The organism is Leisingera sp. XS_AS12 (genome assembly GCF_041224635.1).
GTDB lineage: Bacteria > Pseudomonadota > Alphaproteobacteria > Rhodobacterales > Rhodobacteraceae > Leisingera.
Window position 1 is genome coordinate 42,588 of sequence record NZ_JBGFGM010000040.1, and the last position, 22,564, is coordinate 65,151.

Here is a 22,564-nt window from a genome sequence, read left to right on the forward strand (position 1 = left end):
GTCAGCGGATTGCAGCCGGTGCTAGCCCGCAGTCGCATGAAAGGCAAGCGCCCTTTGGGCTACACTGGCGGCATGACCGACCTGTCCCTTCGCCGATTCGCCCCGGGCGACATGCATTGGCTGGTGGCGCGCCACCAGGATCTCTATGCGCGCGAGGCCGGGTTTGACAGCCGGTTCGGCGCGGTGGTGGCTGAGGTGCTTCACGGGTTCTGCACCGATCATGATCCGCGGTGCGAACGTGGCTGGCTGGCCGAGCAGGAGGGGCGTCGCCTCGGGTCGATTTTCTGCATGCGGGAGGACGCGCAGACCGCGCGGCTCCGCCTGTTTCTCGTGGTGCCCGAGGCCCGCAGCCAGGGATTGGGGAAGCAGCTGCTGGCGAGCTGCATGGGGTTTGCCCGCAGCGCGGGGTACGCCGGGATGGTGCTCAAGACCTACCAGAGCCATGACGCGGCTGGCGCGCTCTACCGCGCGTTTGGCTGGCAATTGCAAGAGGTTCGCCCGGTGCGGGGCTATGGCCAGGACTTGGAGGAACAGACCTGGCGGATCTGCTTTCAGGCCCAGAGCGAGGAGGGCATGGCTTGAGTTCGCGGCCCGGCTCTCGCACGCTGATCCTACGGTTTTATCGAGCCAGTGCAGAGGTTTGTGGATAACTTTGTGGAAGATGCGCAGTTTTTTCCGGGCTCGGGGAGGGGCCGTGCGCGGTCATTTTCTTTTCGTGACAGAAAGGTGAAAAAACCTCTTGCGCCCCCTCGGGACGTGCTATAAATGCCCCCTCAGTGCCGCCTTAGCTCAGTTGGTTAGAGCGCTGGATTGTGGATCCAGAGGTCCCCCGTTCAAGCCGGGGAGGCGGTACCATCTCCCCCCCCCCCCTAGATAAGCATAAACACACTGTCAGCGGGGGTGGTGGTAATTTCCCTGTAGCGAAGTATTGCTCCTGATCTTTGATCGGATCGGGCGATGTGCGCGTGGTGTTCGCCGTGTCTTGTGGCCTCTTGTCACCTGTCGGACTTGCCCGTCGTTCGCGGGTGAAATGGCATGGCGTCTCATGCCCTGCGGCATGCGGCTGCGGCATGGATTCCGCGCGCTGAAACAGATGTCGCAGACACCGAGGCAGCGGTTGAGCTTTGCGATATGTCTTGGATTTTCAGTGATTTACCACGCATCCCGATGGGGGATGGTGGGCGACCTTGGAATCGAACCAAGCGTGCGTCTCCGCGAGGGAGTTACAGTCCCCTGCCACACCTTGCGGCCTGTCGCCCACTGTCAGGTGAGTGTTGCACCTAACGTGGAGGCGTGATTACTAGCAGGCCAAAGGGGCGTCAACAGGAAAATCGCAAGTTTTTTGAGCTGCCCTCAATTTCTTTCTGCCGGAGAGCAAAATGTCCAAGAAACCCAAGTGGGTCGTCGAAAAAGAGCAGGCCAAACGGGCTGCTGCTGCGGAAACCGTCTGGCTGTTCGGCCTGCATGCGGTGCGGGATGCACTGCTGAACCCCAAGCGCGAAAAATTGCGGCTGATGGTGACGCTGAACGCACAGGCCAAGCTGGCCGATGCCATCGAGACTTCCGGCATCGAGGCCGAGGTGATCGATCCGCGCAAGTTCAACCCGCCGATTGATCCGCAGTCGGTCCACCAGGGGGCAGCGCTGGAGGTGAAGCCGCTGAACTGGGGCGGTCTGGCCGAAAACTGCATCGGTGCCGAGGTGCCGCGCGTGCTGCTTCTGGACCGTGTCACCGATCCGCATAATGTCGGCGCCATCCTGCGCTCGGCCGAGGTGCTGGGCGCCAGTGCCGTCATCGGCACCCGCCACCACTCTGCGCCCGAAACCGGGGCGCTGGCCAAGACCGCCAGCGGCGCGCTGGAGCGCCAGCCCTATCTGCGGATGCGCAACCTTGCTGACACCATCACCGAGCTGCAGAACATGGGCTTCCTGGTGCTGGGGCTGGACGGAGAGGCCGAGCAGACCATCGAAGGCGCCCTAGAGGGCAAAACGCATCTGCCGGTGGCGCTGGTGCTGGGGGCCGAGGGGCCGGGGCTGCGGCAGAAGACCAAGGAGACCGTCGACCAGCTGGTCAAGATCGATGCCGCAGGCGGTTTCGGCTCGCTCAACGTGTCCAACGCGGCTGCAATCGCGCTCTACGCCTCGCTGCCGCGCTGAACCGATCAAAACCGGTTCACATCCGCGTAAGGCCGCTTTGCAAGCCTGCGTGGCTGGGGCACTCTGTGACTGACGTCCCGCCGCCTGACCGCGGCGGGGGGAAGTAATGGAGTATGTGTTGATTTTCCGCGCCCTTGCAGTGATCTCGGCTCTTCTCGCCTTCGCGGTGCCGCCAGGCGCGGCGCGTTCGGACACGGGGCTGTTCGCCACCCGCGCAGGCGTGGCGGTTGGCGGCTATGACGTGGTGGCCTTCTTTCAGCACGGGGTGGCGCAGCCGGGGCACCAGCGCAACGCAGTGATGTGGAGGGGGGCGAACTGGCATTTCGCCAGCGCCGCCAGCCGGGCGCGGTTCGAATCCAATCCACGCGCCTTTGCCCCGGCCTTCGGCGGCTATTGCGCCTATGCCATGTCCCGGGGCGTGCTGGTGCCGGGCGATCCGCAGCTGTGGGTGATCGTTGACGGAAGATTGTTCCTCCTGAACAACCCGGAGGCCCAGCAGAAATGGCGCGCCCGCAAGGAAGAGCTGATTGCGCGGGCAAAGCAGAACTGGCCTGCGATTCTGCGCCACTGAGCCGTCACCTCACTTTCTCGTGAGTGGCGCTTTTATTTTCCGAACTGTGACCCATATTCAATACAGACTGCGGAGTGGAACCACCGCAGATCTTTTTCACTGTCCCTCGTTCCATACCTCGCGCCCGGTTCGTCCGGGCGCATTTTTTATGTGCAGCGACGAATTCGGCTAGGCGGGCCAGGCGGAGGCGCCTAGGTTGGGTGGCATGAGCAGCTACAGTGACGACCACCTGAAATCCATCCTGCAGCGCAGCCGCGTGATTGCGGTTGTCGGCGTGTCCATGAACCCGGTGCGGCCTAGCTACTACGTCGCGCGCTACCTGTCGCTGAAGGGGTTCCGGGTGATTCCGGTCAACCCTGGCCACGCGGGCAAGATGCTGTTCGGCGAACCCGTGCGCGCCAGCCTGTCCGACGTCGACGCACCGGTGGACATGGTCGATATCTTCCGGCGCTCCGAGGCGGTGCCGCCGATCGTCGACGAGGCGCTGGACGTGTTTCCCGACCTGCAGACCATCTGGATGCAGATCGGTGTCGAACACGCCGAAGCGGCCGCCAAGGCCGAGGCCCGCGGCGTGACGGTGATCCAGAACCGCTGCCCCAAGATCGAATACCAGCGCCTGTTTGGCGAGCTGCGCCAGGGCGGCTTTGCCACCGGCATCATCTCCTCAAAACTTTAAGGCTGGGCAGGGGGAGGGCTCCCGCCCGCTGCGCCCGTCCTGACGGACGGGCTGCACGGTTGGGCCGGGCGCCGCTGCGCGGCGCGGTTTTTGCTGAGAGGCCCTGACGGGCAGGTCTGCCCGACAGGGCGAGGTCGATTGTGTGCTTTGTGGCGCGTCAAGGGCAAGCCGCGCTGGCGCGCGGAGGCTGCGCCTCCCTTGACCCGCGCGGCGGGCAGGGCCGGGTGGGGGCGGCGCTCAGCCCTTGGGGCGGGCGGCTTTTTCGGCGATGCCGCTGAGGCCCTGGCGCTCGGCGAGCACGGTCAGGACATCGTCCAGCGCCACGCCGCGGGCGGCCAGCATCACCAGGAAATGATAGAGCACATCGGCGCCTTCGGCGGCAAGCCCCGCCTTGTTGTCCTTCACCGCCTCGATGATGGCCTCGATGGCCTCTTCGCCGAATTTCTCGGCGCATTTTTCCGGCCCCTTGGCCAGCAGTTTCGCGGTCCAGCTGCTGTCGGGGTCAGCCCCCTTGCGGGACAGGATCGTGGCTTCAAGATCGTGCAGAATGCTCATCATGTCGCCCCTCAGTCCAGCCGCATCGGAATGCCGGCGGCGGCCATGTGCTGCTTGGCTTCCTGAATGGTGTATTCCCCGAAGTGGAAGATCGAGGCGGCCAGCACCGCGGAGGCGCCGCCCTTGGTCACACCTTCGACCAGGTGGTCCAGGTTGCCGACGCCGCCGGAGGCGATCACCGGCACGTCAACCGCGTCCGAGATGGCCTTGGTCAGTGGCAGGTTGAAGCCCGATTTGGTGCCGTCGCGGTCCATCGAGGTGAGCAGGATTTCCCCGGCCCCCTTGGCGGTAACCAGCTTGGCAAACTCCACCGCGTCGATGCCGGTGGGCTTGCGGCCGCCATGGGTGAAGATCTCCCAGCGGCCGGGTTCCACGGTCTTGGCGTCGATGGCGCAGACGATGCACTGGCTGCCGAACTGGTCCGCGGCCTCGGCGATGACATCGGGGTTCGCGACCGCGGCCGAGTTGAACGAGACCTTGTCGGCCCCCGCCAGCAGCAGCGCCCGGACGTCTTCCTTGGTGCGCACGCCGCCGCCCACGGTCAGCGGCACGAAACATTGTTCGGCGGTGCGGCGCACCACGTCGAACATGGTGCCGCGGTTTTCATGGGTCGCGTGAATGTCGAGAAAGCAGATTTCATCCGCGCCGGCGGCGTCATAGGCCTTGGCCGATTCCACCGGGTCGCCGGCATCGCGCAGGCCGACGAAGTTGACGCCCTTGACCACGCGCCCGTCGGCGACATCGAGACAGGGGATGATACGGGTTTTCAGCATGGGTCGCCCTTTGGCCGCTTGCGTTGACGTGTCTTTACTGCGCAGGCGGTTGGGATGCAATCGCGGTGCTGTGGCGGGCGATGCGGCGCATGCAGTCGCGCACGATCAGGATGTGAAACGGCATCACCAGCGCCAGGTAGATCCGCCCCAGCAGGTTGTTCCGATGCACCCAGGTGGCCATGTGGATGCGGCCTGCCTGACGCCGGATGCTGATGCGGAAATTCAGATGGCGGTCGTCGGTGCCGAGGATCAGTTCGTGATCGTCCTCAAAGCACACCGGAAACAGCGTCGCCTCCTGTGCGCTGTCGCCGGAGCTGTCGCGATCGGTTTTCAGCCCCAGCGGGCGTACCAGGCGATTGCGCAGCTGCATCAGCGCCTGCGCCCAGCCGGGCAGCGAGAAGGCCAGATCAGCCGCCGCTCGCGGGCTCAGGCTGCTGGCCACCGCATAGCCATCGAGGAAATCATCCGGTCCAACCTGTGACCACAGGCGGGCGCCCAGAGGCAGCGGGGTCTTTTCGACAGGGGGCATGGGCGGTCCGCCTCTGGTTGCAGGTGGCGCCATCTGACAGCAGATCGTCGCCGCCTGCAAACGGGCATGGTGCCGCGGATCAGCCCTTCAGCACTGCCAGCGCCTCGGCCAGATCAATCGCGCCATCATAAAGCGCGCGGCCCGAGATCGCCCCATTGAGCGGCGCCCCGCAGGTTTTCAACGCCCGCAGGTCGTCCAGCGAGGACACCCCGCCGGAGGCGATCACCGGGATGCTGACCGCCTTGGCCAGCTCGGCTGTGGCCTGGATGTTCGGCCCCTTCATCGCGCCATCGCGCAGGATGTCGGTGTAGATGATCGCGGCCACGCCTGCGTCCTCGAACGACTTGGCGAGGTCGGTCACCATCACGTCGGTTTCCTCGGCCCAGCCCTTGGTCGCCACCTTGCCGTTGCGGGCGTCGATGCCGACGGCGACCTTGCCGGGGAACTCCCGGGCCGCCTCGCGCACCAGCTCCGGGTTTTCCACCGCCACGGTGCCAAGGATCACCCGGGCCAGCCCCTTGTCGATCCAGGCTTCGATGGTGGCCATGTCGCGGATGCCGCCGCCCAGCTGTGCGGGCACCTTGGTCTGTTTCAGGATCTCCTCGACCGGGGCGGCGTTGACCGGTGCACCGGCAAAGGCACCGTTGAGGTCGACGAGGTGCAGCCACTCGCAGCCCGCTGCGACGAACTCCAGCGCCTGGGCGGCGGGGTTGTCGTTGAACACGGTGGTCTTGTCCATGTCGCCGTGCAGCAGGCGGACGGCCTGGCCGTCCTTGAGGTCAATCGCGGGGTAGAGGATCATCCGGGCAGCCCTTTGTAGAATATGCTGGCGGTGTTTTGCACAAGCCCGCCCCGAATTGCAACGCGACCCGAGGTCAAGCTTGCTCCAAAACCGGGGGTCGGGACAGACTGCTGGCATCAACAGGGAGGATGAGCGATGAAAAAACTGCTGGCAGCCGCTGCGGTGGCGCTGGGTCTGGCCACCGGCGTGGCGGCGGATCCGGTTCTCGGAACCTGGCGGACCGAGCCGGACGATGGCTCCTATGCCTATGTGGAAATGGCAAAATGCGGTGCTGCGGTCTGCGGCACGATCACCCGGACCTTCAACAGTTCGGGCGAGTACCAATCGCCGAACCTGGGCAAGGTTCTGGTGATCGACATGAAGTCGCAGGGTGACGGCTCGTATGCCGGCAAGGTCTGGCGTCCGTCCAACGACAAGATTTACATCGGCAAGATGGATCTTGCAGGCAGCAGCCTGGCGCTGCGGGGCTGCGTGGCCGGTGGGCTGATCTGTTCCAAGCAGACCTGGACGCGGGTCAAGTAAACCTTTGGCGCGGGGCTGCGCCTAGAGCAGCCCCAGCTGCACCGGGATCGGTGCATAGCCGCGTTTCAGCTGCTGATCGCGGAACCGTTCGAAAATCGCCAGCGCCTCGCCATGGGCCGCCAGGTAGGTGCGTTTCTGCGCGCCGCCAGGCGCGTTCAGCGGGCCGGAGACGCGCTCGACGCACCAATCGCCAAACAGCGTTGGTGTCAGGCTCAGCAGGCAATAGCGGTGCTTGCCTTCGGCGTGATCGTATTTCTCGAAACGGATGTGCAAGGGGATGGCCGCGGTGACAAAAGGTCCGCCCCGTATGCATCGAAGCGGAGCGCTTGTCTATTGCTCAAACCGGTGCGGGCCAAGCACGGCCGCCGCGTCTGTGACCTGCGCACATCACCGGCAGATCGCGGCGGCTCGCCACGGCGGGCAGGGCCGACCGTGGCGGGTGGGCTCAGGGGGTCCAGGTCAGGAAGTTGCCGATCATCCGCAATCCGGTCGCCTGGCTTTTCTCCGGGTGGAACTGCATGCCCAGCATGGTATCCCGGCCGACCACCGCGGTGACGTCTCCGCCATAATCCACATGGGCCAGCCGTTCGGCCGCGGCGGCGACGCGGAAATGGTAGGAGTGCACGAAATAGACGTGATCGCCGCTGGAGACGCCATCGAACACCGGGTGCGGCGTGTCGATAACCAGATCATTCCAACCCATGTGCGGCACCTTCAGCGCGGTGTCGGAGGGCTCGATCTTCACCACGTCGCCACCGACCCAGCCAAGGCCCGGTGTCTCGGCGTATTCATGCCCGGTGGTGGCCATCAGCTGCATGCCCACGCAGATGCCGAGGAACGGCCGGCCTTTCTGCTCGACCGCTTCGACCATGGCGTCGTAGATGCCCCTGTGGCCGCGCAGTTCGGTGGCGCAGGCCGGGAAGGCGCCATCGCCGGGCAGCACCAGCCGGTCGGCGCGCGCCACTACATCCGCATCCGAGGTCACCACGACCTCCCCCGCGTCCAGTTCCCGCGCCATCCGTTGAAACGCCTTCTCGGCAGAATGCAGGTTGCCGGATTCGTAATCGATGATCGCGGTCAGCATGTAGGGGCTCTCCAGGGGTGTGAAACTCGCTTGCTGCCTAGCGCAACAACCCGGCGCTGCCAAGCCTTCAGCGGATGTGCAGCACCTCGTGCAGCACCTCCGGCTCCAGCGGCGTGCCATCCGCGGTGGCGGCGTGCTGCCGGAACACCTTGAAACCCGCCGGAACCATGGCCCCGCGCACCGCGTCATCGAGAAAGATGAACTTGCTGTTCTCCGGGGTGAAGGCGAACCAGCCCGGATCATCAAAGCTGCCCGCATAGACGCCCAGCCGGTCCGGCCAGCGCTCGAAGGTCAGATGGGTCTTGGTGCCGCAGGTTGCGCAGAAATGCACGTTCACCGCCTTGCCGCTGCCGCCCGAGACATGCACGTAGCGCGATGGCGTCCCTTCGGTGATCTGAAAGCGGGTGATGTCGAAAATGGGCTCCACAATTCCCAATGCACCCGTCGCCCGCTGGCAGAAGCGGCAAAAACAGGCCGTCACCCACAGGGGATCACCGCTTACCCCGTATCGCAAGCCGCCGCAGAGGCAGCCACCATCATGTGTCGTCATTGCGTCGCCTCCCTGCAGATATCTGTGCAGGGAGCCTAGCACGGATCGCCCGTTACAGCGCGCCCTTGGTCGAGGGGATCGCGTCCGCCTTGCGCGGGTCGGTCTCCACCGCCAGCCGCAGCGCGCGGGCGACGGCCTTGAATGCCGCCTCGGCGATATGGTGGCTGTTGAACCCGTGCAGCTGGTCGATGTGCAGGGTGATGCCACCATGGGTGCTGAAGCCCTGGAAGAATTCGCGCACCAGCTCGGTGTCAAACGTGCCGATCTTTTGGGTCGGCAGGTCGACATTCCAGATCAGGAAGGGGCGCGCCGACAGGTCCAGCGCGCAGCGCACCTGGGCGTCATCCATCGGCAGGTGGCACTCGCCATAGCGGCGGATGCCCTTCTTGTCCCCCAGCGCCTGCGTCAGCGCCTGTCCCAGCGCGATGCCGGTGTCCTCGACCGTGTGGTGGTCATCGATGTGATAGTCACCCTTGGCGCGGATCGTCATGTCGATCAGCGAGTGGCGCGCCAGCTGGTCCAGCATGTGGTCGAAGAAGCCAACCCCGGTCTGGTTGTCATAAGCCCCGGAGCCATCCAGGTTGATCTCCACGGAAATCTCGGTTTCCGCGGTCTTGCGGGTCACTTTGGCGGTACGCATCGACGGGCTATCCTTCCTCAAGCTGCGAGGCGCTTATAGGGCGGGCAGGGGGCTGGGCTCAAGTGTGGCATTGTTCATGGGCGCCAGACTGTTGCCCGCGCCGCCGCCTATTGCGCCGCGCCTGCGCCCATGCGACCTTGGCGCAAATTCCGAACACCAGCAAAAGGGGCACCCATGTCCACCTGCGTCTTTGTCCAGATCCGCTGCAAACCCGGCACCACCTACAAGGTGGCCGAGGAGATCGCCCTGCGCGAAATCCACTCTGAGCTCTATTCCACCAGCGGCAATTTTGACCTCCTGATGAAGCTCTACATCCCCAGCGGCGAGGACGTCGGAAAATACATCAACGACAAGCTGCTTCAGATCGAAGGGATCGAACGCTCGCTGACCACCATGACTTACAAGGTCTTCTAGGCCACGCTTCGGCGTCGCAGCCGACAGCAAAACGCCCCGCACTGCGGGGCGTTCTTCGTTTCATGGTGTTGCAACCGGATCAGGCGGCGATCAGCCCGCGGTCTTTCAACTCCTGATAGGCTGTGTCGACGCCCGCCTTCATCCGCTTCAGCATCTCGTCGACCTCATCCTTGGTGATGATGATCGGCGGGCACAGGGCCAGCGCGTTGCCCGCCACCGCGCGCAGGATCAGCCCGTTGGCCTCGCAGGCCTTTTGTGCGGCCGCGCCCGCCGCGCCCTTCTCGAAGCTCGCGCCGGTGGTCTTGTTCGACACCAGCTCCAGCGCCGCGATCAGCCCCTTGCCGCGCACTTCGCCCACCAGCGGGTGGTCGGTGAAGATTTCACGCAGCTGCGCCTGCATGTAGTCACCCACTTCGGCTGCATGTTCGAACAGGTTGTCGCGCTCGTAGATTTCCAGCGTCTTCAGCGCCGCGGCACAGGCCGCCGGGTGGCCGGAATAGGTGTAGCCGTGGCCGAACACGCCGACCTCGTTGGTCTGGTCGATCATCGCCTCGTACATCCAGCCGGGAATGACCGAGGCCGAGATCGGGAAATAGGCCGAGGACAGCTGCTTGGCAAAGGTCATCAGGTCCGGTTTGATGCCCATGGTGGTGCAGCCGAAATCCGCGCCGGTGCGCCCGAAGCCGCAGATCACCTCATCCGCCCAGATCAGGATGCCGTGCTTGCGCAACAGCGCCTGCAGCTTCTCGTAATACCCCTCCGGCGGCACGATCACGCCCGACGCGCCGGTGATCGGCTCGACGATCATCGCGGCGATGGTGTCGGGGTCTTCCGCCAGGATCTGCTGTTCCAGGTTGTTGATGATGCGGTCGACGAACTGTTCTTCGGTCTCGTTGCCCTGACGGCCGGTGTAGTAATGCGGCGCGTCCGAGCGCAGGATGTGCAGCGCCTCCAGCGGCGCATCGAAATGCGCCAGATTCGCGGGCAGCGAGGTCAGCGAGCCCGCCGCAACCGTCACCCCGTGATAACCGCGCTCGCGGGTGATGATCTTGCGCTTTTCCGGCTTGCCGATGGCGTTGAAGTAATAGCGCAGCATCTTGTAATGCGTGTCGTTGGCGTCCGAGCCGGAGTTGCCAAAGAAGATATAGGCATCCTCCACCGGCACCAACGCTTTCAGCTTCTCTGCCAGCTTCTGGATCGGCTCATGGGTCTTGCCGCCGAAGGTGTGCGAAAACGGCAGCTTGTGCAGCTGCTCGGTGATCGCGTCCATCACCTCGGTATTGCTGTAACCCAACGAGGTGCACCACAGCCCCGCGAGCCCTTCGATGTATTTGTTGCCATCGGTGTCATAGACATAGATGCCTTCGCCGCGGTCCAGGCACAGCTGCTCGGTCGCGGTGAAATTGGTGGTGGGATAGATCACAGGGGCCATGGCCAAACTCCTCCGTTAGCGCGCCCGCAGGGGCGGTTTGCCGTAGCATTGGCGCGTTTTGCATGGCGCGTCAAAAGGAATTTGATCAAATTGGTGACCTTGCCGGAATTTCCCGCGGCTGGCCTTGCGAGGCGTGGGGGAGAGTGGGGAGCAGCCTGAAACGCGAAAGGCCGCCCCGAGGGACGGCCTTTTCGTTTCAAATGGAGCGGGCGAGGCGATTCGAACGCCCGACCCTAACCTTGGCAAGGTTATGCTCTACCCCTGAGCTACGCCCGCGCTGCCATTTGGTGAGGCGGTGAATAGAAAATCATCCGCCGGACTGCAAGCAAAAAAATGCACCTTCGAGCAAGAAATTCGCCTGCGCCAGGCTGCGTCGTTACCGGGGAGAAAAACAAAAAAAGCCGCCCGGATGGGCGGCGTTTTTGATCCAAATGGAGCGGGCGAGGCGATTCGAACGCCCGACCCTAACCTTGGCAAGGTTATGCTCTACCCCTGAGCTACGCCCGCGCTGCCATTTGGTAGGGCGATTTCTAGGACTTTCGATGCAGGGCTGCAAGCGGAAAATTGACCCAAGCGCCAAGTATCTGTGGATAAATGCGAAACCCGCCTCAGCCCGGGCGGTATGGCAGCTTGTGGCGGGAGTGTTCAAGCAGGCGCGCCTGCGCCGCATCGTCGATCCGGCAGGAGATGAAGGCGCTGGCCGGGCAGGGGGGCAGCTCCAGCGCCTTGATCAGCTGGGCATCCTTCTGGCCTTCCAGCAGCACGATCCGCTCGCGCGCCAGCATGTCGCGGGTGCCATGGCCGCCATCGGCCCGGATTCGACGCATGAAATCCTTCTGTTGCGCCACGGCTTCCACCACGTCGCGCGGAATCGCGCGGCGCTGGATCAGGCGGAACAGCCGCGCCATGCGCTCGTTGCCGGTTTCCCCGGCAAAGATCTGCGCCACCGCGGTCTCATCCGCGCCGCGCCAGAAATTGGCAGGATAAGGCTGATCCTTCAGCAGCCACAGGATGTGGCGGAACCCGTCAGCAGAGATGCTGCGCTTGGCGTCCTTGTTCTGCCCGGCGGTTAGGTGCTCGGGGCGGGCGACGATCAGCCCGAGATAGCAACGGGCGCGTGCTTCATCCGCCGCCACCAGCAGGCAGGCGCAATTCAGCGCCTCGGTGGGAATCATCCAGTTGCCGCCCATGGTGTGCTTGATGTCGACATCCTGACCCAGGATCACGGTATCCAGCCGGCCCTTGGGCAGGCGCAGCAATGCCCGCAACTCGATTTCCACCCGCGTCCCGATGTAGGTCTTCTCGGTCTTTTCCAGCTCCTCATAGGCGCGCCGCCCGGTCTTGGGCGTCATGATCACGTCGTCGATGCACTGGCGCAGCATCTGCGGCACGTCATGTTCCAGCGCCATGCTGCCGCCCGCCCTGGAGGTGATCTCTTCGGCCAGCGACGACAGCAGCGCAAAATCCGGGTGGCCCGGGCGCACCAGGCTGTCGGGAAGTTTCTGTTTCATGACAGGTATCGCCCCGCCGAACACTCACACAGCGCGCAGTCCGCTTCGCGCGGAGCGGGCGCTGCTGTCGGCTCTGTAATCCGGATGATTTTCTCAGGCCCGTACGGCATGCAGCTTGGGCTTGGCAATCGCCGCTTTCAGCTCGCGTGCCACGGCTTCGGCCACCGGCGGCGGGAAGGCGTTGCCGACTTGACGGTAGGCATTGGTCTTGGCGCCGGTGAAATGCCACTCGTCCGGGAAGCCCTGGATGCGCGCCACCATCCGCACCGTCAGCCGCGGCATGCCGTTGTGGAACGGGTCCGGTGCCTCATAGGCGATGGTGCGCCCCTCGACCCCCAGCGCCGCCCAGGCCCGTCGCGCCCGCGTCGGCCCCAGGTCCGGTCCGCCGTGTTTCTTGGAGCCGCCAACGATGGTCGGCGCAATCTCGTCGGCCTTTGCCGCCCAGTCCTCGGCGCCGCGCCAGCCGCGTTCCTGCATCAGGTCCAGGAGCGTCTCGCCCACGGTGCGCGGGTTGTGCGGCAGCGGCTCGGGCCAGTTGAACTGGCCGGAAAATTCCTTGCGCAGCGCGATGATCGCCACCCGCGGCCGCAGCTGCGGCACGCCGAAATCAGAGGCGTTCAGCAGCCGCCAGTCGGTTTCATACCCAAGTTTGGAGAGCTGCTTTTTCAACTTTTCGCGGTAGTCGTGGAACACCGCATCCAGAAAGCCGCGCACGTTTTCGATCATCACCGCGCGGGGCCGGGTGGCGTCGACAATCTCGATCGCGTCGTCGAACAGGTTGCGTTCGTCCTTCTCGCCCAGCTGTTTGCCGGCCACCGAAAACGGCGGGCAGGGCAGGCCACCAGCGAGGAGGTCAATGCCGCGATAATCGCCCGCGACCTCCTTGAACTTGCGCACGTCCTCTTCCAGCACGTTCCACTGCGGGCGGTTGTGGCGCAGCGTGGCGCAGCAGTGCTTGTCGATCTCCACCAGCGCAGTGTGGTCGAAGCCGGCAGACTCCAGTCCCAGGGCCTGACCGCCCGCACCTGCGCATAGTTCTACCGATGTCAGCATCCTGCTCCGCCCGTCAAATTTGTTCTCGCTCCGTTCCTAGGCGCAAAGGTGATTCCGCACAAGGTTTTCCGCAGGGGCAGACTAGGCGGAAATCCCGAAATGCGAAAGGCCGCCCCGAAGGACGGCCTCTTCACTTTCGAATGGAGCGGGCGAGGCGATTCGAACGCCCGACCCTAACCTTGGCAAGGTTATGCTCTACCCCTGAGCTACGCCCGCGCTGCCATTCGGTGAGCGGTGATTTAGGGCCTGATGCGCGCGGCTGCAAGCGGAAAATCGGGCGCTGTCGAAAAAAAATTGCCGCTTCGGCGACGGAACCCGGGCTGCGCGCCGTGTCAGCCTGCAAAGCAACGCTGTTCACACAGGAGACCACGGTCATGCCAGTCAGGGAGTTTCTTCGTATCGGGGCGCTCGGCGGCGCAATCGCCTTGGGGCTTGCCTTGACCCCGGTCCCGCCCGAGGCGACGGCGGGCGCAGGCTGGGCACCGGACGTGGAGGCGATCCTGCCAGTGCGGGTCGAAATCACCACCCTGCCGCTGACGCCCTCGCATCCGGCCTGAGCCCGGTCGCGACATGCAAAAAAAAACGCCCCGCCAATTGGGCGGGGCGTTGGTCGTTCTGCCGGATGGTGCCGGGGTTATTCCAGCTCGACCAGCAGATCTTTGGCGTCGATCTGCGCACCGGGCTGCACGTGGATGGCTTTCACCACCGCGTCACGCTCGGCGTGGATGCCGGTTTCCATCTTCATCGCCTCGATGGTCAGCAGCATGTCGCCCTCGTGGACCTGCTGGCCAACCTGCACCGAGAGGCTGGCGACCACGCCCGGCATCGGCGCGCCGACATGGTTGGGGTTGCCCGCTTCCGCCTTCGGGTTGGCCTGGGTCGAGGCCTTCACCAAGCGGTTCGGCACCCGGATCACGCGCGGCTGGCCGTTCAGTTCGAAGAAGACCTTCACTTCGCCTTTCTCGTCGGTCTCGCCCACCGCCTGCAGGCGGATTTCCAGCGTCTTTCCCGGGTCGATCTCGGCCGTGATTTCCTCACCCGGCTCCATGCCGTAGAAGAAGGTCTTGGTCGGCAGGGTGCGCACCGGGCCGTACTGGCGATGGCGACCCATGTAATCCAGGAACACCTTGGGATACATCAGGTAGCCGTTCAGATCCTCGTCGTCGATCTTGAAGCCTTCCAGCTGCTTGGAGAGATCCGCGCGGGCTGCCTCCAGGTCCACCGGTTTCAGATGCTTGCCGGGGCGTTCGCGGTTCGGCTCTTCGCCCTTGAGCACCTTCTTGACGATCGCGTCCGGGAACCCGCCGGGAGGCTGACCCAGGTTGCCGCGCATCATGTCCACAACCGAGTCGGGGAAGGCCACGTCGGTCTTGGGATCCTCGACTTCGGCGCGGGTCAGGCCCTGGCTCACCATCATCAGCGCCATGTCGCCGACCACCTTGGACGACGGCGTCACCTTGACGATGTCGCCGAACATCTGGTTCACGTCGGCATAGGTCTGCGCCACTTCGCTCCATTTCTCTTCCAGCCCCAGCGAACGCGCCTGCGCCTTCAGGTTGGTGAACTGGCCGCCCGGCATCTCGTGCAGGTAGACTTCCGAGGCCGGCGCCGCGAGGCCGCTTTCAAACGCGGCATACTGCGCCCGCACCTGTTCCCAGTAGTCCGAAATCTCGCGCACCTTGGCGATGTCGATGCCGGTGTCGCGGTCGGTGTTGCGCAGCGCTTCGACGATCGAGCCGAGGCAGGGCTGCGAGGTGCCGCCCGAGAACGCATCCATCGCCGCATCCACCGCGTCGACGCCGGCATCCGCCGCCGCCAGGATGGTGGCCCCGGCCACGCCGGAGGTGTCATGGGTGTGGAAATGGACCGGCAGGCCGACCTCTTCCTTCAGCGCCTTGATCAGCTGGCGCGCGGCGGCGGGCTTCAAGAGGCCAGCCATGTCCTTCAGGCCCAGCACGTGGGCGCCCGCGGCTTCCAGCTCCTTCGCCATGCCGACATAGTACTTCAGGTCGTACTTGGCCCGGTTCGGATCCAGGATGTCACCGGTGTAGCAGATGGTGCCTTCGCAGACCTTGCCGCTCTCGATCACCGCGTCCATCGCGACGCGCATGTTCTTGACCCAGTTCAGCGAGTCGAAGACGCGGAACACGTCAACGCCGGTCTTCGCGGCCTGCTTCACGAAGGACTGCACCACGTTGTCGGGATAGTTGGTGTAGCCGACACCGTTGGAGGCGCGCAGCAGCATCTGCGTCATCAGGTTCGGCATCCGCTCGCGCAGGTCGCGCAGGCGTTGCCACGGGCATTCCTGCAGGAAGCGGTAGGCGACGTCGAAGGTCGCACCGCCCCAGCACTCGACCGAGAACAGCTGGCTGAGGTTCTGCGCATAGGCCGGTGCAACCTTGATCATGTCGATCGAGCGCATCCGGGTCGCCAGCAGCGACTGGTGCCCGTCGCGCATGGTGGTGTCGGTCAGCAGAAGCTGGCGCTGTGCCTTCATCCAGTCGGCGACGGCCTGCGCGCCCTTCTGCTCCAGCAGGTTGCGGGTGCCGTAGGGCAGGTTGCCCGGCTCCACCTTGGGCGCGCGCGGCTCTTTCAGATCGGCTGCAGGCGCCGGACGGCCCTCGGTCTCGGGGTGGCCGTTCACGGTGATGTCGGCGATATAGGTCAGCACCTTGGTGCCGCGGTCACGGCGCTTGGCGAACTGGAACAGCTCCGGCGTCTCGTCGATGAACTTGGTGGTGTATTCATTCGACAGGAAGGTCGGATGCTTCAGCAGGTTCTCGACAAAGGCGATGTTGGTCGACACGCCGCGCACCCGGAACTCGCGAAGGGCGCGGTCCATGCGGGCAATCGCCTTTTCGGGTGTCGGCGCCCAGGCGGTGACCTTGGTCAGCAGCGAGTCGTAGTAGCGGGTGATTACGCCGCCCGCATATGCGGTGCCGCCGTCGAGACGGATGCCCATGCCGGTGGCCGAACGGTAGGCGGTGATGCGGCCGTAGTCCGGGATGAAGTTGTTCAGCGGATCTTCGGTGGTGACGCGCGTCTGCAGCGCGTGGCCATTCAGGCGGATCTCATCCTGGCTCGCCTTGCCGGTGGCTTCGGCAATGCTCTTGCCCTCGGCGATCAGGATCTGCGCCTGCACGATGTCGATGCCGGTGACCTCCTCGGTCACGGTATGCTCCACCTGTACCCGCGGGTTCACCTCGATGAAGTAAAACTTGCCGCTTTCCATATCCATCAGGAATTCGACGGTGCCCGCGCATTCATAGTTCACATGCTGGCAGATCCGGCGGCCCAGGTCGCACAGCTCGGCACGCTGCTCTTCGCTGAGGTAGGGGGCAGGCGCGCGCTCGACCACTTTCTGGTTGCGGCGCTGCACCGAGCAATCCCGCTCGTAGAGGTGATAGATGTTGCCGTCCTTGTCGCCGAGGATCTGCACCTCGACGTGGCGGGCGCGGGTGATCATCTTCTCCAGGTAGCCTTCGCCGTTGCCAAAGGCGGCTTCCGCCTCGCGGCGGCCTTCCAGCACCTTTTCCTCCAGCTCCTTTTCGCCGTAGATCGGGCGCATGCCGCGACCGCCGCCGCCCCAGCTCGCCTTGAGCATCAAGGGATAGCCGATCTCGGCCGCTTCCTTGCGGATCGCGTCCATGTCATCGCCCAGCACTTCGGTCGCCGGAATCACCGGCACGCCGGCGGCAATCGCCACCTTGCGGGCCGAGGCCTTGTCGCCGAGCGCGCGCATGGTTTCCGCCTTGGGGCCGATGAAGGTGATGCCGTTGCGCGCACAGGCATCGACGAAATCCGGGTTCTCCGACAGCAGGCCGTAACCCGGGTGGATCGCATCGGCACCGCTTTCCTTGGCGACGCGGATGATCTCGTCGATCGACAGGTAGGCCGCAACCGGTCCCAGACCTTCGCCGATACGGTAAGCCTCGTCAGCCTTGAACCGGTGCAAGCCCAGCTTGTCCTCCTCGGCGTAGACGGCGACGGTGCGCTTGCCCATTTCATTGGCTGCGCGCATCACGCGGATCGCGATTTCGCCACGGTTGGCAATCAGGATCTTTTTGAAGTCGGTCATTTCACCCTCGGGGTCCGTGCAAGTTGGAGAATTGTTAGGCGGATAATAACCGTTCAGACAACCGTAGTTCTGGGTAGAACCGGCATGATTGCGCTCTCAAGCGGCCTGATGTTTCCTGTCCGATGCGCGATGCGACGATTGGCTGCAAAAACGCGGCGGCAGGCGATGTTACCGCAAACATGCAAAAACAACAGGCTTTTCCGGGATTCTCTGCCTGTTTTGTAACGGCCGTGTGTCTCCGCAGTGCAGCATTTCGTAGCTGCGTTGCGGCATTCTGGCGCAGGTCGGGCGTCGGGCGGGCGAGGGTCTGCTTGGTGTTTTCACAAACTGCGCAGGTCAGTCTTATTGCGCAAGATTGTGTCGCTTCAGGTCTCGGATTGCGGCCAGATCCGCCAGTCCCAGCTGGGCCATATTGGCCTCCAGATCGCGGGCCAGAATGTCGATCAGATGCGCCGGACCGCCCGCGCCAAGAGCCGCCAGCGCATAGTGAAAGCCGCGTCCCAGCATCACGAAGTCCGCCCCCAGCGCCAGCGCACGCAGGATGTCCAGCCCGCCCTCGATGCCGCTGTCAAAGATCACCGGCACATCCACCGCGGCACGCACGGCGGGCAGCATGTCGATCGCCGCCGGGCAGCCGTCAAACTGGCGGCCCGCGTGGTTCGACACCCAGATCGCATCCGCGCCCTCATCAGCCAGCCGCGCGGCATCTTCGGCCCGCAAGACGCCCTTGATGACCAGCGGGCCGTCCCAGTGCTGTCGCAGCCAGCGCACATAGTCCCAGTCGGGCGAGGTGCGCAGCAGGTAGCCCACATGCGCGGTCGACGACAGGCTGGCGCTGGCGCCCTCGATGTATTTGTCCAGCGTGCGCATATGCGGCATCCCCTGCTGCGCCATGCCCATGGCCCAGGCGGGTCGCATGGCAACTTGCGCCAGCAGCCGCGGGGTGAGCCGCGGCGGCTGCGTCAGGCCCGAGCGCACCTGCCGCTCCCGGCGCGAGGCGGCGGGCACGTCCACCGTCAGCACCAGCACCTTGAAGCCCGCATCGCGCGCCCGCGCCAGCATGTCGGCACGGATGCCCTCGTCCTTGGGCGGGTATAGCTGGAACCAGGCCTGTCGGCCCAGATGCGGTGCCAGGTCCTCGGGTGACTGGCTGGCCACGGTGGACAGGCAATAGGGGATGTCGGCGGCGGCAGCGCTGCGCGCGAGAATGCCTTCGGCATCGGGCCAGATCAGCCCCGACATGCCCACAGGGGCGACGCCGAACGGCAGCGGCAGCGTCTCGCCAAAAAGCGGCGTGGACAGATCCGGCGTCAGCGGCCCGTGCAGGATCGAGGGCACAAGCCCCACCCGGTCCAGCCCGGCCCGGTTGCGCGCCTGCGTGGTCTCGCGCCCGGTGGCGCTGTCCAGATACTCCCACACGAACCGCGGCAGGCGGCGGCGGGCGCGGCGTTTCAGGTCATCCAGACCGGGGTAGCGCTGATGCAGATCCATAGAGGGCAAACTGCCGCCGGAGCTGCGCGTCTGTCCAGCGTAAAATCAATCGCTTGTCGGCTCAGTTCACCCGCCGCTGCGGCGTCGGCGGGGCCGGGGTGGCGGCGTCCTTGCGCGTGGCGTCCCGCGCCGCCCGCTCCCGCGCCAGAATGCCCGGCGCATCGACGCCCGCCAGCGGCGTGGCGGCATCGCGGGGGACCTCGCCGGTGCTGGCCAGCGCCAGGTAACGCCCGCAGCACACCCGCAGGAAAGAGGTGAAATTGCCCAGATCATGATCCGCATCAAGGCTTTCGTGATAGAGTTTGGTGATCAGCTGGTTCACCGTCATCGCATCCCGCGCGGCGATCTCTTCCAGGATGTCCCAGAAAAACCGCTCCACCCGGATCGAGGTCGCCATGCCGTCGATCCGCAGCGACTTGGTGCGGCTTTCCCACAGGTCGGGGTCGGCACCGATAAACAGCTCGCACATGTCTCTCTCCCGTCTGCCAGAAAATGCCCCGCCAGCCCGAGCGGGCGGGGCAGGGCGCGGATTACAGCAGCGCCATGAACTGGCGCAGCCAGGCCGGGTGCGCAGGCCAGGCCGGTGCGGTCACCAGATTGCCATCGGTCACCGCCTCTGTCACCTCGATATCGGCATAGGTGCCGCCCGCGGCCTTCACCTCCGGCGCGCAGGCCGGATAGGCCGAGCATTGCCGCCCCTCCAGCGCACCTGCCGCCGCCAGCAGCTGCGCGCCATGGCAGATCGCCGCCACCGGTTTGTTGGTCTCAAAGAAGTGCCGCACCATCGCCAGCACCTCCTCGTTCAGCCGCAGATATTCCGGCGCGCGGCCACCGGGCACCACCAACGCGTCATATTTCGCGGGATCGACCGCGGCGAAATCCGCGTTCAGCGCAAATTTATGGCCGGGCTTCTCGCTGTAGGTCTGGTCGCCCTCAAAATCGTGGATTGCCGTCTTCACCGTCTCGCCCGCTGCCTTGCCGGGGCAGACCGCATCCACCTCGTGGCCGCAGGCCAGAAGGGTCTGGAACGGCACCATGGTCTCATAGTCCTCGGTGTAGTCGCCGGTGATCATCAATACGCGTGCCATCTTGATCCTCCTCTGCAATTGGCAGGGAAGGGGCTAGCACCTCGGCCGCCTGCCGGGGTATTAGGCGGATACTACATTGCCGCGGTGGGGTGAAATTGGCGGGAACAGAATGTGAACGTCCCCTTTCCGCCGCGCCTGAATCACGCTAGGATCACGGGTATGAGCAGTTTTGACGAAATGGACGCCTTTGAGGGCGCATCGCTGTCGGCCCGGGCCATGCAGGCGCGGCCGATGCCCTATCTGGACAGCCTCAACCCGGCGCAGCGGGAGGCGGTGGAATGTCTGGACGGTCCGGTCCTGATGCTGGCAGGCGCCGGCACCGGCAAGACCAAGGCGTTGACCACCCGCATCGTGCATCTCCTCAGCACCGGCCGGGCGCGGCCCAATGAAATCCTGTCGGTGACCTTCACCAACAAGGCCGCGCGCGAGATGAAGGAACGGGTGGGCGGCATGCTCGGCCAGGCGGTCGAGGGCATGCCCTGGCTTGGCACCTTCCACTCCATCTGCGTCAAGCAGTTGCGCCGCCACGCCGAGCTGGTCGGGCTGAAATCGAATTTCACCATCCTCGACACCGACGACCAGATCCGCCTGCTGAAGCAACTGGTTCAGGCCGCAGGCGTGGACGACAAGCGCTGGCCCGCACGGATGCTGGCGGGCATCATCGACGACTGGAAGAACCGCGCCCTGACGCCTGACCGTGTGCCCTCGGCGGATGCGGGGGCCTACAACAACCGCGGCATTGAATTCTATGCCCAGTACCAGACCCGCCTGCGCGAGCTGAACGCGGTCGATTTCGGCGACCTGCTCTTGCACATGGTGACGATTTTCCAGAACCACGGGGATGTGCTGGAGCAGTACCAGCGCTGGTTCCGCTACATCATGGTGGACGAATACCAGGATACCAACGTCGCCCAGTACCTCTGGCTGCGGCTCTTGGCGGGGGCGCACAAGAATATCTGCTGCGTCGGCGACGACGACCAGTCGATCTACGGCTGGCGCGGTGCCGAGGTCGGCAACATCCTGCGGTTTGAAAAGGATTTTCCCGGCGCCATGGTGGTCCGGTTGGAGCAGAACTACCGCTCCACCGGTCATATCCTGGCTGCCGCAGCGGGCGTGATCCGCGGCAATCAGGGGCGTCTTGGCAAGGAGCTGTGGACCGATGCCGGTGACGGCGAAAAGGTCCGGCTGATCGGCCATTGGGACGGCGAGGAAGAGGCCCGCTGGATCGGCGAAGAAATCGAGGCGATGCAGCGCGGCACCCGCGGCCAGCGCCCCATCGGCCTCAACAGCATGGCGATTCTCGTCCGTGCCTCGCACCAGATGCGCGCGTTCGAGGACCGCTTCCTCACCATCGGCCTGCCGTATCGCGTGATCGGCGGCCCGCGCTTCTATGAGCGGCTCGAGATTCGCGATGCCATGGCCTATTTCCGCGTCGTGACCTCGCCCGAGGACGATCTGGCGTTCGAGCGCATCGTCAACACGCCCAAGCGCGGCCTTGGCGACAAGGCGCAGCAGACCATCCAGATCATCGCCCGCGAAAACGGTGTGTCATTGGTCGAGGGCGCGCGGCTGGCGGTCGAGTCGGGCCAGATTAAGGGCAAGGGCGCGGGCAAGCTGCGCGAGCTGGTCGACAGCATCGCCCGCTGGGGCCGCATGGCCGGTGATGGCGACATCAGCCACATGGAACTGGCCGAGATCATTCTCGATGAAAGCGGCTATACTGCCCATTGGCAGAACGACAAGAACCCGGATTCGCCCGGCCGCCTCGAAAACCTCAAGGAACTGGTCAAGGCGCTGGAGAACTTCGAGAATCTTCAGGGATTCCTCGAACACGTCAGCCTGGTGATGGACAATGACAAGCAGGACGCGGACGAAAAGGTGTCGATCATGACCCTGCACGCGGCCAAGGGTCTGGAATTCCCCGCGGTCTTCCTGCCGGGCTGGGAGGACGGGTTGTTCCCCTCGCAGCGCTCGATGGATGAAAGCGGCCAGAAGGGGCTCGAGGAAGAGCGCCGCCTCGCCTATGTCGGCATCACGCGGGCCGAGGAAATCTGCACCATCTCCTTTGCCGGCAACCGCCGGGTGTTCGGCCAGTGGCAGTCGCAGTTGCCCTCGCGCTTCATCGACGAGCTGCCCGAGGAGCACGTCGAAGTGCTGACCGGCAGCGGCTATGGGGCCGGCGCGGCGGGGGCATCTGATTACGGCGTGCGCTCCACCATCGAGGACAAGATGGCACAGGCCGACGGCTACAACTCGCCGGGCTGGAAGCGGCTGCAGGCGCGCTCCGGCCAACGCGGGTTGAGCCAGCCCAAGGAAAGCCGCCACCAGGTGATCGATCTGACCGCCACCTCCAGCTTCACCCTGGGCGAGCGGGTGTTCCACCAGAAATTCGGCTACGGCGCGATTCTCGGCATCGAGGGTGACAAGCTGGAAGTCGATTTCGAGAAGGCCGGTCCGAAGAAGGTCGTGGCCCGCTTCGTCTCGGCAGCGGACGACATCCCGTTCTGAGCGACGCGCGGCCCTGAACGCGGTCGATAGGCCTCTTCACGACAGTTAAATGCCCCGGCATGGCCGGGGGATCGGATCGCCTTGGCGATCCGATCCGGGCGCGGCAGCGGCGGCGGGCAGCAGGGCTGCCC

The 22,564-nt window shown here is 64.8% G+C and carries 23 protein-coding genes and 5 tRNA genes; 9 read left to right on the forward strand and 19 right to left on the reverse strand.

Features of this window, described 5'->3' with window-relative positions:
- Window positions 1-18: 18 nt before the first annotated feature.
- Together AB9K35_RS00790 and AB9K35_RS00795 are read left to right on the forward strand one after the other, a co-directional pair.
- Window positions 19-582, forward strand: coding sequence for a GNAT family N-acetyltransferase (locus AB9K35_RS00790; protein WP_369924006.1), 564 nt, complete (start codon window positions 19-21; stop codon window positions 580-582).
- Between the two features lie 196 nt (window positions 583-778).
- A tRNA-His gene (locus AB9K35_RS00795) sits at window positions 779-855 on the forward strand.
- 320 nt (window positions 856-1,175) lie between these two features.
- Here AB9K35_RS00795 and AB9K35_RS00800 read toward each other — a convergent pair.
- Window positions 1,176-1,259: transfer RNA gene (locus AB9K35_RS00800), tRNA-Tyr, on the reverse strand.
- A gap of 120 nt (window positions 1,260-1,379) precedes the next feature.
- Here AB9K35_RS00800 and rlmB point away from each other — a divergent pair.
- From rlmB to AB9K35_RS00815, 3 genes are all read left to right on the forward strand, one after another.
- Window positions 1,380-2,156 carry a 23S rRNA (guanosine(2251)-2'-O)-methyltransferase RlmB gene (gene rlmB, locus AB9K35_RS00805; RefSeq protein WP_369924007.1) on the forward strand — a complete coding sequence of 259 codons (777 nt, stop codon included), beginning with the start codon at window positions 1,380-1,382 and terminating at the stop codon, window positions 2,154-2,156.
- 106 nt (window positions 2,157-2,262) lie between these two features.
- Window positions 2,263-2,727, forward strand: coding sequence for a YHS domain-containing (seleno)protein (locus AB9K35_RS00810; protein ID WP_369924008.1), 465 nt, complete (start codon window positions 2,263-2,265; stop codon window positions 2,725-2,727).
- A 205-nt stretch (window positions 2,728-2,932) separates the two neighbouring features.
- Window positions 2,933-3,403, forward strand: coding sequence for a CoA-binding protein (locus AB9K35_RS00815; protein ID WP_222455841.1), 471 nt, complete (start codon window positions 2,933-2,935; stop codon window positions 3,401-3,403).
- A gap of 237 nt (window positions 3,404-3,640) precedes the next feature.
- On the opposite strand, the gene AB9K35_RS00820 is transcribed toward AB9K35_RS00815, so the two are convergent.
- From AB9K35_RS00820 to hisA, 4 genes are all read right to left on the reverse strand, one after another.
- Entirely contained in the window at window positions 3,641-3,958 is a 318-nt protein-coding gene (locus AB9K35_RS00820) for a phosphoribosyl-ATP diphosphatase (RefSeq protein WP_369924009.1), read from the reverse strand.
- Window positions 3,959-3,969: 11 nt separating this feature from the next.
- A complete protein-coding gene (hisF, locus tag AB9K35_RS00825; RefSeq protein WP_369924010.1) occupies window positions 3,970-4,731 on the reverse strand; it encodes an imidazole glycerol phosphate synthase subunit HisF in 762 nt (253 codons plus the stop codon).
- A gap of 34 nt (window positions 4,732-4,765) precedes the next feature.
- On the reverse strand, window positions 4,766-5,260 hold the full coding sequence (locus AB9K35_RS00830; RefSeq protein WP_369924011.1) for a DUF2867 domain-containing protein: 495 nt from the start codon (window positions 5,258-5,260) through the stop codon (window positions 4,766-4,768).
- Between the two features lie 79 nt (window positions 5,261-5,339).
- Entirely contained in the window at window positions 5,340-6,062 is a 723-nt protein-coding gene (gene hisA / locus AB9K35_RS00835; RefSeq protein ID WP_369924012.1) for a 1-(5-phosphoribosyl)-5-[(5-phosphoribosylamino)methylideneamino]imidazole-4-carboxamide isomerase, read from the reverse strand.
- A gap of 135 nt (window positions 6,063-6,197) precedes the next feature.
- Between hisA and AB9K35_RS00840 the strand changes: the two genes are divergently transcribed.
- Window positions 6,198-6,584, forward strand: a complete 387-nt coding sequence (locus AB9K35_RS00840) for a DUF2147 domain-containing protein (RefSeq protein WP_222455846.1) — start codon at window positions 6,198-6,200, stop codon at window positions 6,582-6,584.
- A gap of 21 nt (window positions 6,585-6,605) precedes the next feature.
- Here AB9K35_RS00840 and AB9K35_RS00845 read toward each other — a convergent pair whose 3' ends face one another.
- From AB9K35_RS00845 to hisB, 4 genes are all read right to left on the reverse strand, one after another.
- A complete protein-coding gene (locus AB9K35_RS00845) occupies window positions 6,606-6,857 on the reverse strand; it encodes a WGR domain-containing protein (RefSeq protein WP_222455847.1) in 252 nt (83 codons plus the stop codon).
- A gap of 172 nt (window positions 6,858-7,029) precedes the next feature.
- Window positions 7,030-7,668, reverse strand: coding sequence for an imidazole glycerol phosphate synthase subunit HisH (gene hisH, locus AB9K35_RS00850; RefSeq protein WP_369924013.1), 639 nt, complete (start codon window positions 7,666-7,668; stop codon window positions 7,030-7,032).
- 67 nt (window positions 7,669-7,735) lie between these two features.
- Window positions 7,736-8,218, reverse strand: coding sequence for a GFA family protein (locus tag AB9K35_RS00855; protein ID WP_369924014.1), 483 nt, complete (start codon window positions 8,216-8,218; stop codon window positions 7,736-7,738).
- A 52-nt stretch (window positions 8,219-8,270) separates the two neighbouring features.
- The gene (gene hisB, locus AB9K35_RS00860; RefSeq protein WP_369924016.1) at window positions 8,271-8,858 is read right to left on the reverse strand and encodes an imidazoleglycerol-phosphate dehydratase HisB; all 588 of its coding nucleotides are present in this window, start codon (window positions 8,856-8,858) and stop codon (window positions 8,271-8,273) included.
- A 174-nt stretch (window positions 8,859-9,032) separates the two neighbouring features.
- Here hisB and AB9K35_RS00865 point away from each other — a divergent pair, with 174 nt between their 5' ends.
- Window positions 9,033-9,272 (forward strand): Lrp/AsnC family transcriptional regulator, encoded by a 240-nt coding sequence (locus AB9K35_RS00865; protein ID WP_174147426.1) that lies wholly within the window; start codon window positions 9,033-9,035, stop codon window positions 9,270-9,272.
- A 79-nt stretch (window positions 9,273-9,351) separates the two neighbouring features.
- On the opposite strand, the gene AB9K35_RS00870 is transcribed toward AB9K35_RS00865, so the two are convergent.
- The 6 genes from AB9K35_RS00870 to AB9K35_RS00895 form a co-directional block, all read right to left on the reverse strand.
- Window positions 9,352-10,704: an aminotransferase gene (locus AB9K35_RS00870; RefSeq protein WP_369924017.1), complete on the reverse strand. Its 1,353-nt coding sequence runs from the start codon at window positions 10,702-10,704 to the stop codon at window positions 9,352-9,354.
- Between the two features lie 201 nt (window positions 10,705-10,905).
- Window positions 10,906-10,980 (reverse strand) — tRNA-Gly (locus AB9K35_RS00875).
- Between the two features lie 156 nt (window positions 10,981-11,136).
- Window positions 11,137-11,211, reverse strand: a tRNA-Gly gene (locus AB9K35_RS00880).
- Window positions 11,212-11,312: 101 nt separating this feature from the next.
- Window positions 11,313-12,215 carry a NaeI family type II restriction endonuclease gene (locus AB9K35_RS00885; RefSeq protein ID WP_369924018.1) on the reverse strand — a complete coding sequence of 301 codons (903 nt, stop codon included), beginning with the start codon at window positions 12,213-12,215 and terminating at the stop codon, window positions 11,313-11,315.
- A gap of 93 nt (window positions 12,216-12,308) precedes the next feature.
- A complete protein-coding gene (locus AB9K35_RS00890) occupies window positions 12,309-13,268 on the reverse strand; it encodes a DNA cytosine methyltransferase (RefSeq protein WP_222455853.1) in 960 nt (319 codons plus the stop codon).
- Between the two features lie 141 nt (window positions 13,269-13,409).
- Window positions 13,410-13,484: transfer RNA gene (locus AB9K35_RS00895), tRNA-Gly, on the reverse strand.
- Between the two features lie 158 nt (window positions 13,485-13,642).
- Here AB9K35_RS00895 and AB9K35_RS00900 point away from each other — a divergent pair.
- On the forward strand, window positions 13,643-13,825 hold the full coding sequence (locus tag AB9K35_RS00900) for a hypothetical protein (protein ID WP_369924019.1): 183 nt from the start codon (window positions 13,643-13,645) through the stop codon (window positions 13,823-13,825).
- A 77-nt stretch (window positions 13,826-13,902) separates the two neighbouring features.
- Here the strand turns inward: AB9K35_RS00900 and AB9K35_RS00905 are convergent, their stop codons facing one another.
- The 4 genes from AB9K35_RS00905 to AB9K35_RS00920 form a co-directional block, all read right to left on the reverse strand.
- Window positions 13,903-17,346, reverse strand: coding sequence for a pyruvate carboxylase (locus AB9K35_RS00905; protein ID WP_369924021.1), 3,444 nt, complete (start codon window positions 17,344-17,346; stop codon window positions 13,903-13,905).
- A 342-nt stretch (window positions 17,347-17,688) separates the two neighbouring features.
- Window positions 17,689-18,837 carry an alpha-hydroxy acid oxidase gene (locus tag AB9K35_RS00910; RefSeq protein ID WP_369924022.1) on the reverse strand — a complete coding sequence of 383 codons (1,149 nt, stop codon included), beginning with the start codon at window positions 18,835-18,837 and terminating at the stop codon, window positions 17,689-17,691.
- Window positions 18,838-18,898: 61 nt separating this feature from the next.
- On the reverse strand, window positions 18,899-19,306 hold the full coding sequence (locus AB9K35_RS00915; RefSeq protein ID WP_369924023.1) for a ribbon-helix-helix domain-containing protein: 408 nt from the start codon (window positions 19,304-19,306) through the stop codon (window positions 18,899-18,901).
- 61 nt (window positions 19,307-19,367) lie between these two features.
- Complete coding sequence (locus AB9K35_RS00920; protein ID WP_369924024.1) at window positions 19,368-19,925, reverse strand: DJ-1/PfpI family protein; 558 nt, start codon at window positions 19,923-19,925, stop codon at window positions 19,368-19,370.
- A gap of 159 nt (window positions 19,926-20,084) precedes the next feature.
- Here AB9K35_RS00920 and AB9K35_RS00925 point away from each other — a divergent pair, with 159 nt between their 5' ends.
- Complete coding sequence (locus tag AB9K35_RS00925) at window positions 20,085-22,433, forward strand: ATP-dependent helicase (protein WP_369924025.1); 2,349 nt, start codon at window positions 20,085-20,087, stop codon at window positions 22,431-22,433.
- Window positions 22,434-22,564 lie beyond the last annotated feature (131 nt).

Excerpts from the sequence above, each read along its gene's own strand:
- hisA (WP_369924012.1), bottom strand. The coding sequence starts at position 6,062 with ATGATCCTCTACCCCGCGATTGACCTCAAGGACGGCCAGGCCGTCCGC.
- hisH (WP_369924013.1), bottom strand. The coding sequence starts at position 7,668 with ATGCTGACCGCGATCATCGATTACGAATCCGGCAACCTGCATTCTGCC.
- AB9K35_RS00810 (WP_369924008.1), top strand. The coding sequence starts at position 2,263 with ATGGAGTATGTGTTGATTTTCCGCGCCCTTGCAGTGATCTCGGCTCTT.
- AB9K35_RS00900 (WP_369924019.1), top strand. The coding sequence starts at position 13,643 with ATGCCAGTCAGGGAGTTTCTTCGTATCGGGGCGCTCGGCGGCGCAATC.
- AB9K35_RS00910 (WP_369924022.1), bottom strand. The coding sequence starts at position 18,837 with ATGGATCTGCATCAGCGCTACCCCGGTCTGGATGACCTGAAACGCCGC.
- AB9K35_RS00865 (WP_174147426.1), top strand. The coding sequence starts at position 9,033 with ATGTCCACCTGCGTCTTTGTCCAGATCCGCTGCAAACCCGGCACCACC.
- AB9K35_RS00890 (WP_222455853.1), bottom strand. The coding sequence starts at position 13,268 with ATGCTGACATCGGTAGAACTATGCGCAGGTGCGGGCGGTCAGGCCCTG.
- AB9K35_RS00815 (WP_222455841.1), top strand. The coding sequence starts at position 2,933 with ATGAGCAGCTACAGTGACGACCACCTGAAATCCATCCTGCAGCGCAGC.
- AB9K35_RS00925 (WP_369924025.1), top strand. The coding sequence starts at position 20,085 with ATGAGCAGTTTTGACGAAATGGACGCCTTTGAGGGCGCATCGCTGTCG.
- AB9K35_RS00830 (WP_369924011.1), bottom strand. The coding sequence starts at position 5,260 with ATGCCCCCTGTCGAAAAGACCCCGCTGCCTCTGGGCGCCCGCCTGTGG.
- AB9K35_RS00840 (WP_222455846.1), top strand. The coding sequence starts at position 6,198 with ATGAAAAAACTGCTGGCAGCCGCTGCGGTGGCGCTGGGTCTGGCCACC.
- AB9K35_RS00920 (WP_369924024.1), bottom strand. The coding sequence starts at position 19,925 with ATGGCACGCGTATTGATGATCACCGGCGACTACACCGAGGACTATGAG.
- hisB (WP_369924016.1), bottom strand. The coding sequence starts at position 8,858 with ATGCGTACCGCCAAAGTGACCCGCAAGACCGCGGAAACCGAGATTTCC.
- hisF (WP_369924010.1), bottom strand. The coding sequence starts at position 4,731 with ATGCTGAAAACCCGTATCATCCCCTGTCTCGATGTCGCCGACGGGCGC.
- AB9K35_RS00855 (WP_369924014.1), bottom strand. The coding sequence starts at position 8,218 with ATGACGACACATGATGGTGGCTGCCTCTGCGGCGGCTTGCGATACGGG.
- AB9K35_RS00820 (WP_369924009.1), bottom strand. The coding sequence starts at position 3,958 with ATGAGCATTCTGCACGATCTTGAAGCCACGATCCTGTCCCGCAAGGGG.
- AB9K35_RS00905 (WP_369924021.1), bottom strand. The coding sequence starts at position 17,346 with ATGACCGACTTCAAAAAGATCCTGATTGCCAACCGTGGCGAAATCGCG.
- AB9K35_RS00885 (WP_369924018.1), bottom strand. The coding sequence starts at position 12,215 with ATGAAACAGAAACTTCCCGACAGCCTGGTGCGCCCGGGCCACCCGGAT.
- AB9K35_RS00915 (WP_369924023.1), bottom strand. The coding sequence starts at position 19,306 with ATGTGCGAGCTGTTTATCGGTGCCGACCCCGACCTGTGGGAAAGCCGC.
- AB9K35_RS00870 (WP_369924017.1), bottom strand. The coding sequence starts at position 10,704 with ATGGCCCCTGTGATCTATCCCACCACCAATTTCACCGCGACCGAGCAG.
- rlmB (WP_369924007.1), top strand. The coding sequence starts at position 1,380 with ATGTCCAAGAAACCCAAGTGGGTCGTCGAAAAAGAGCAGGCCAAACGG.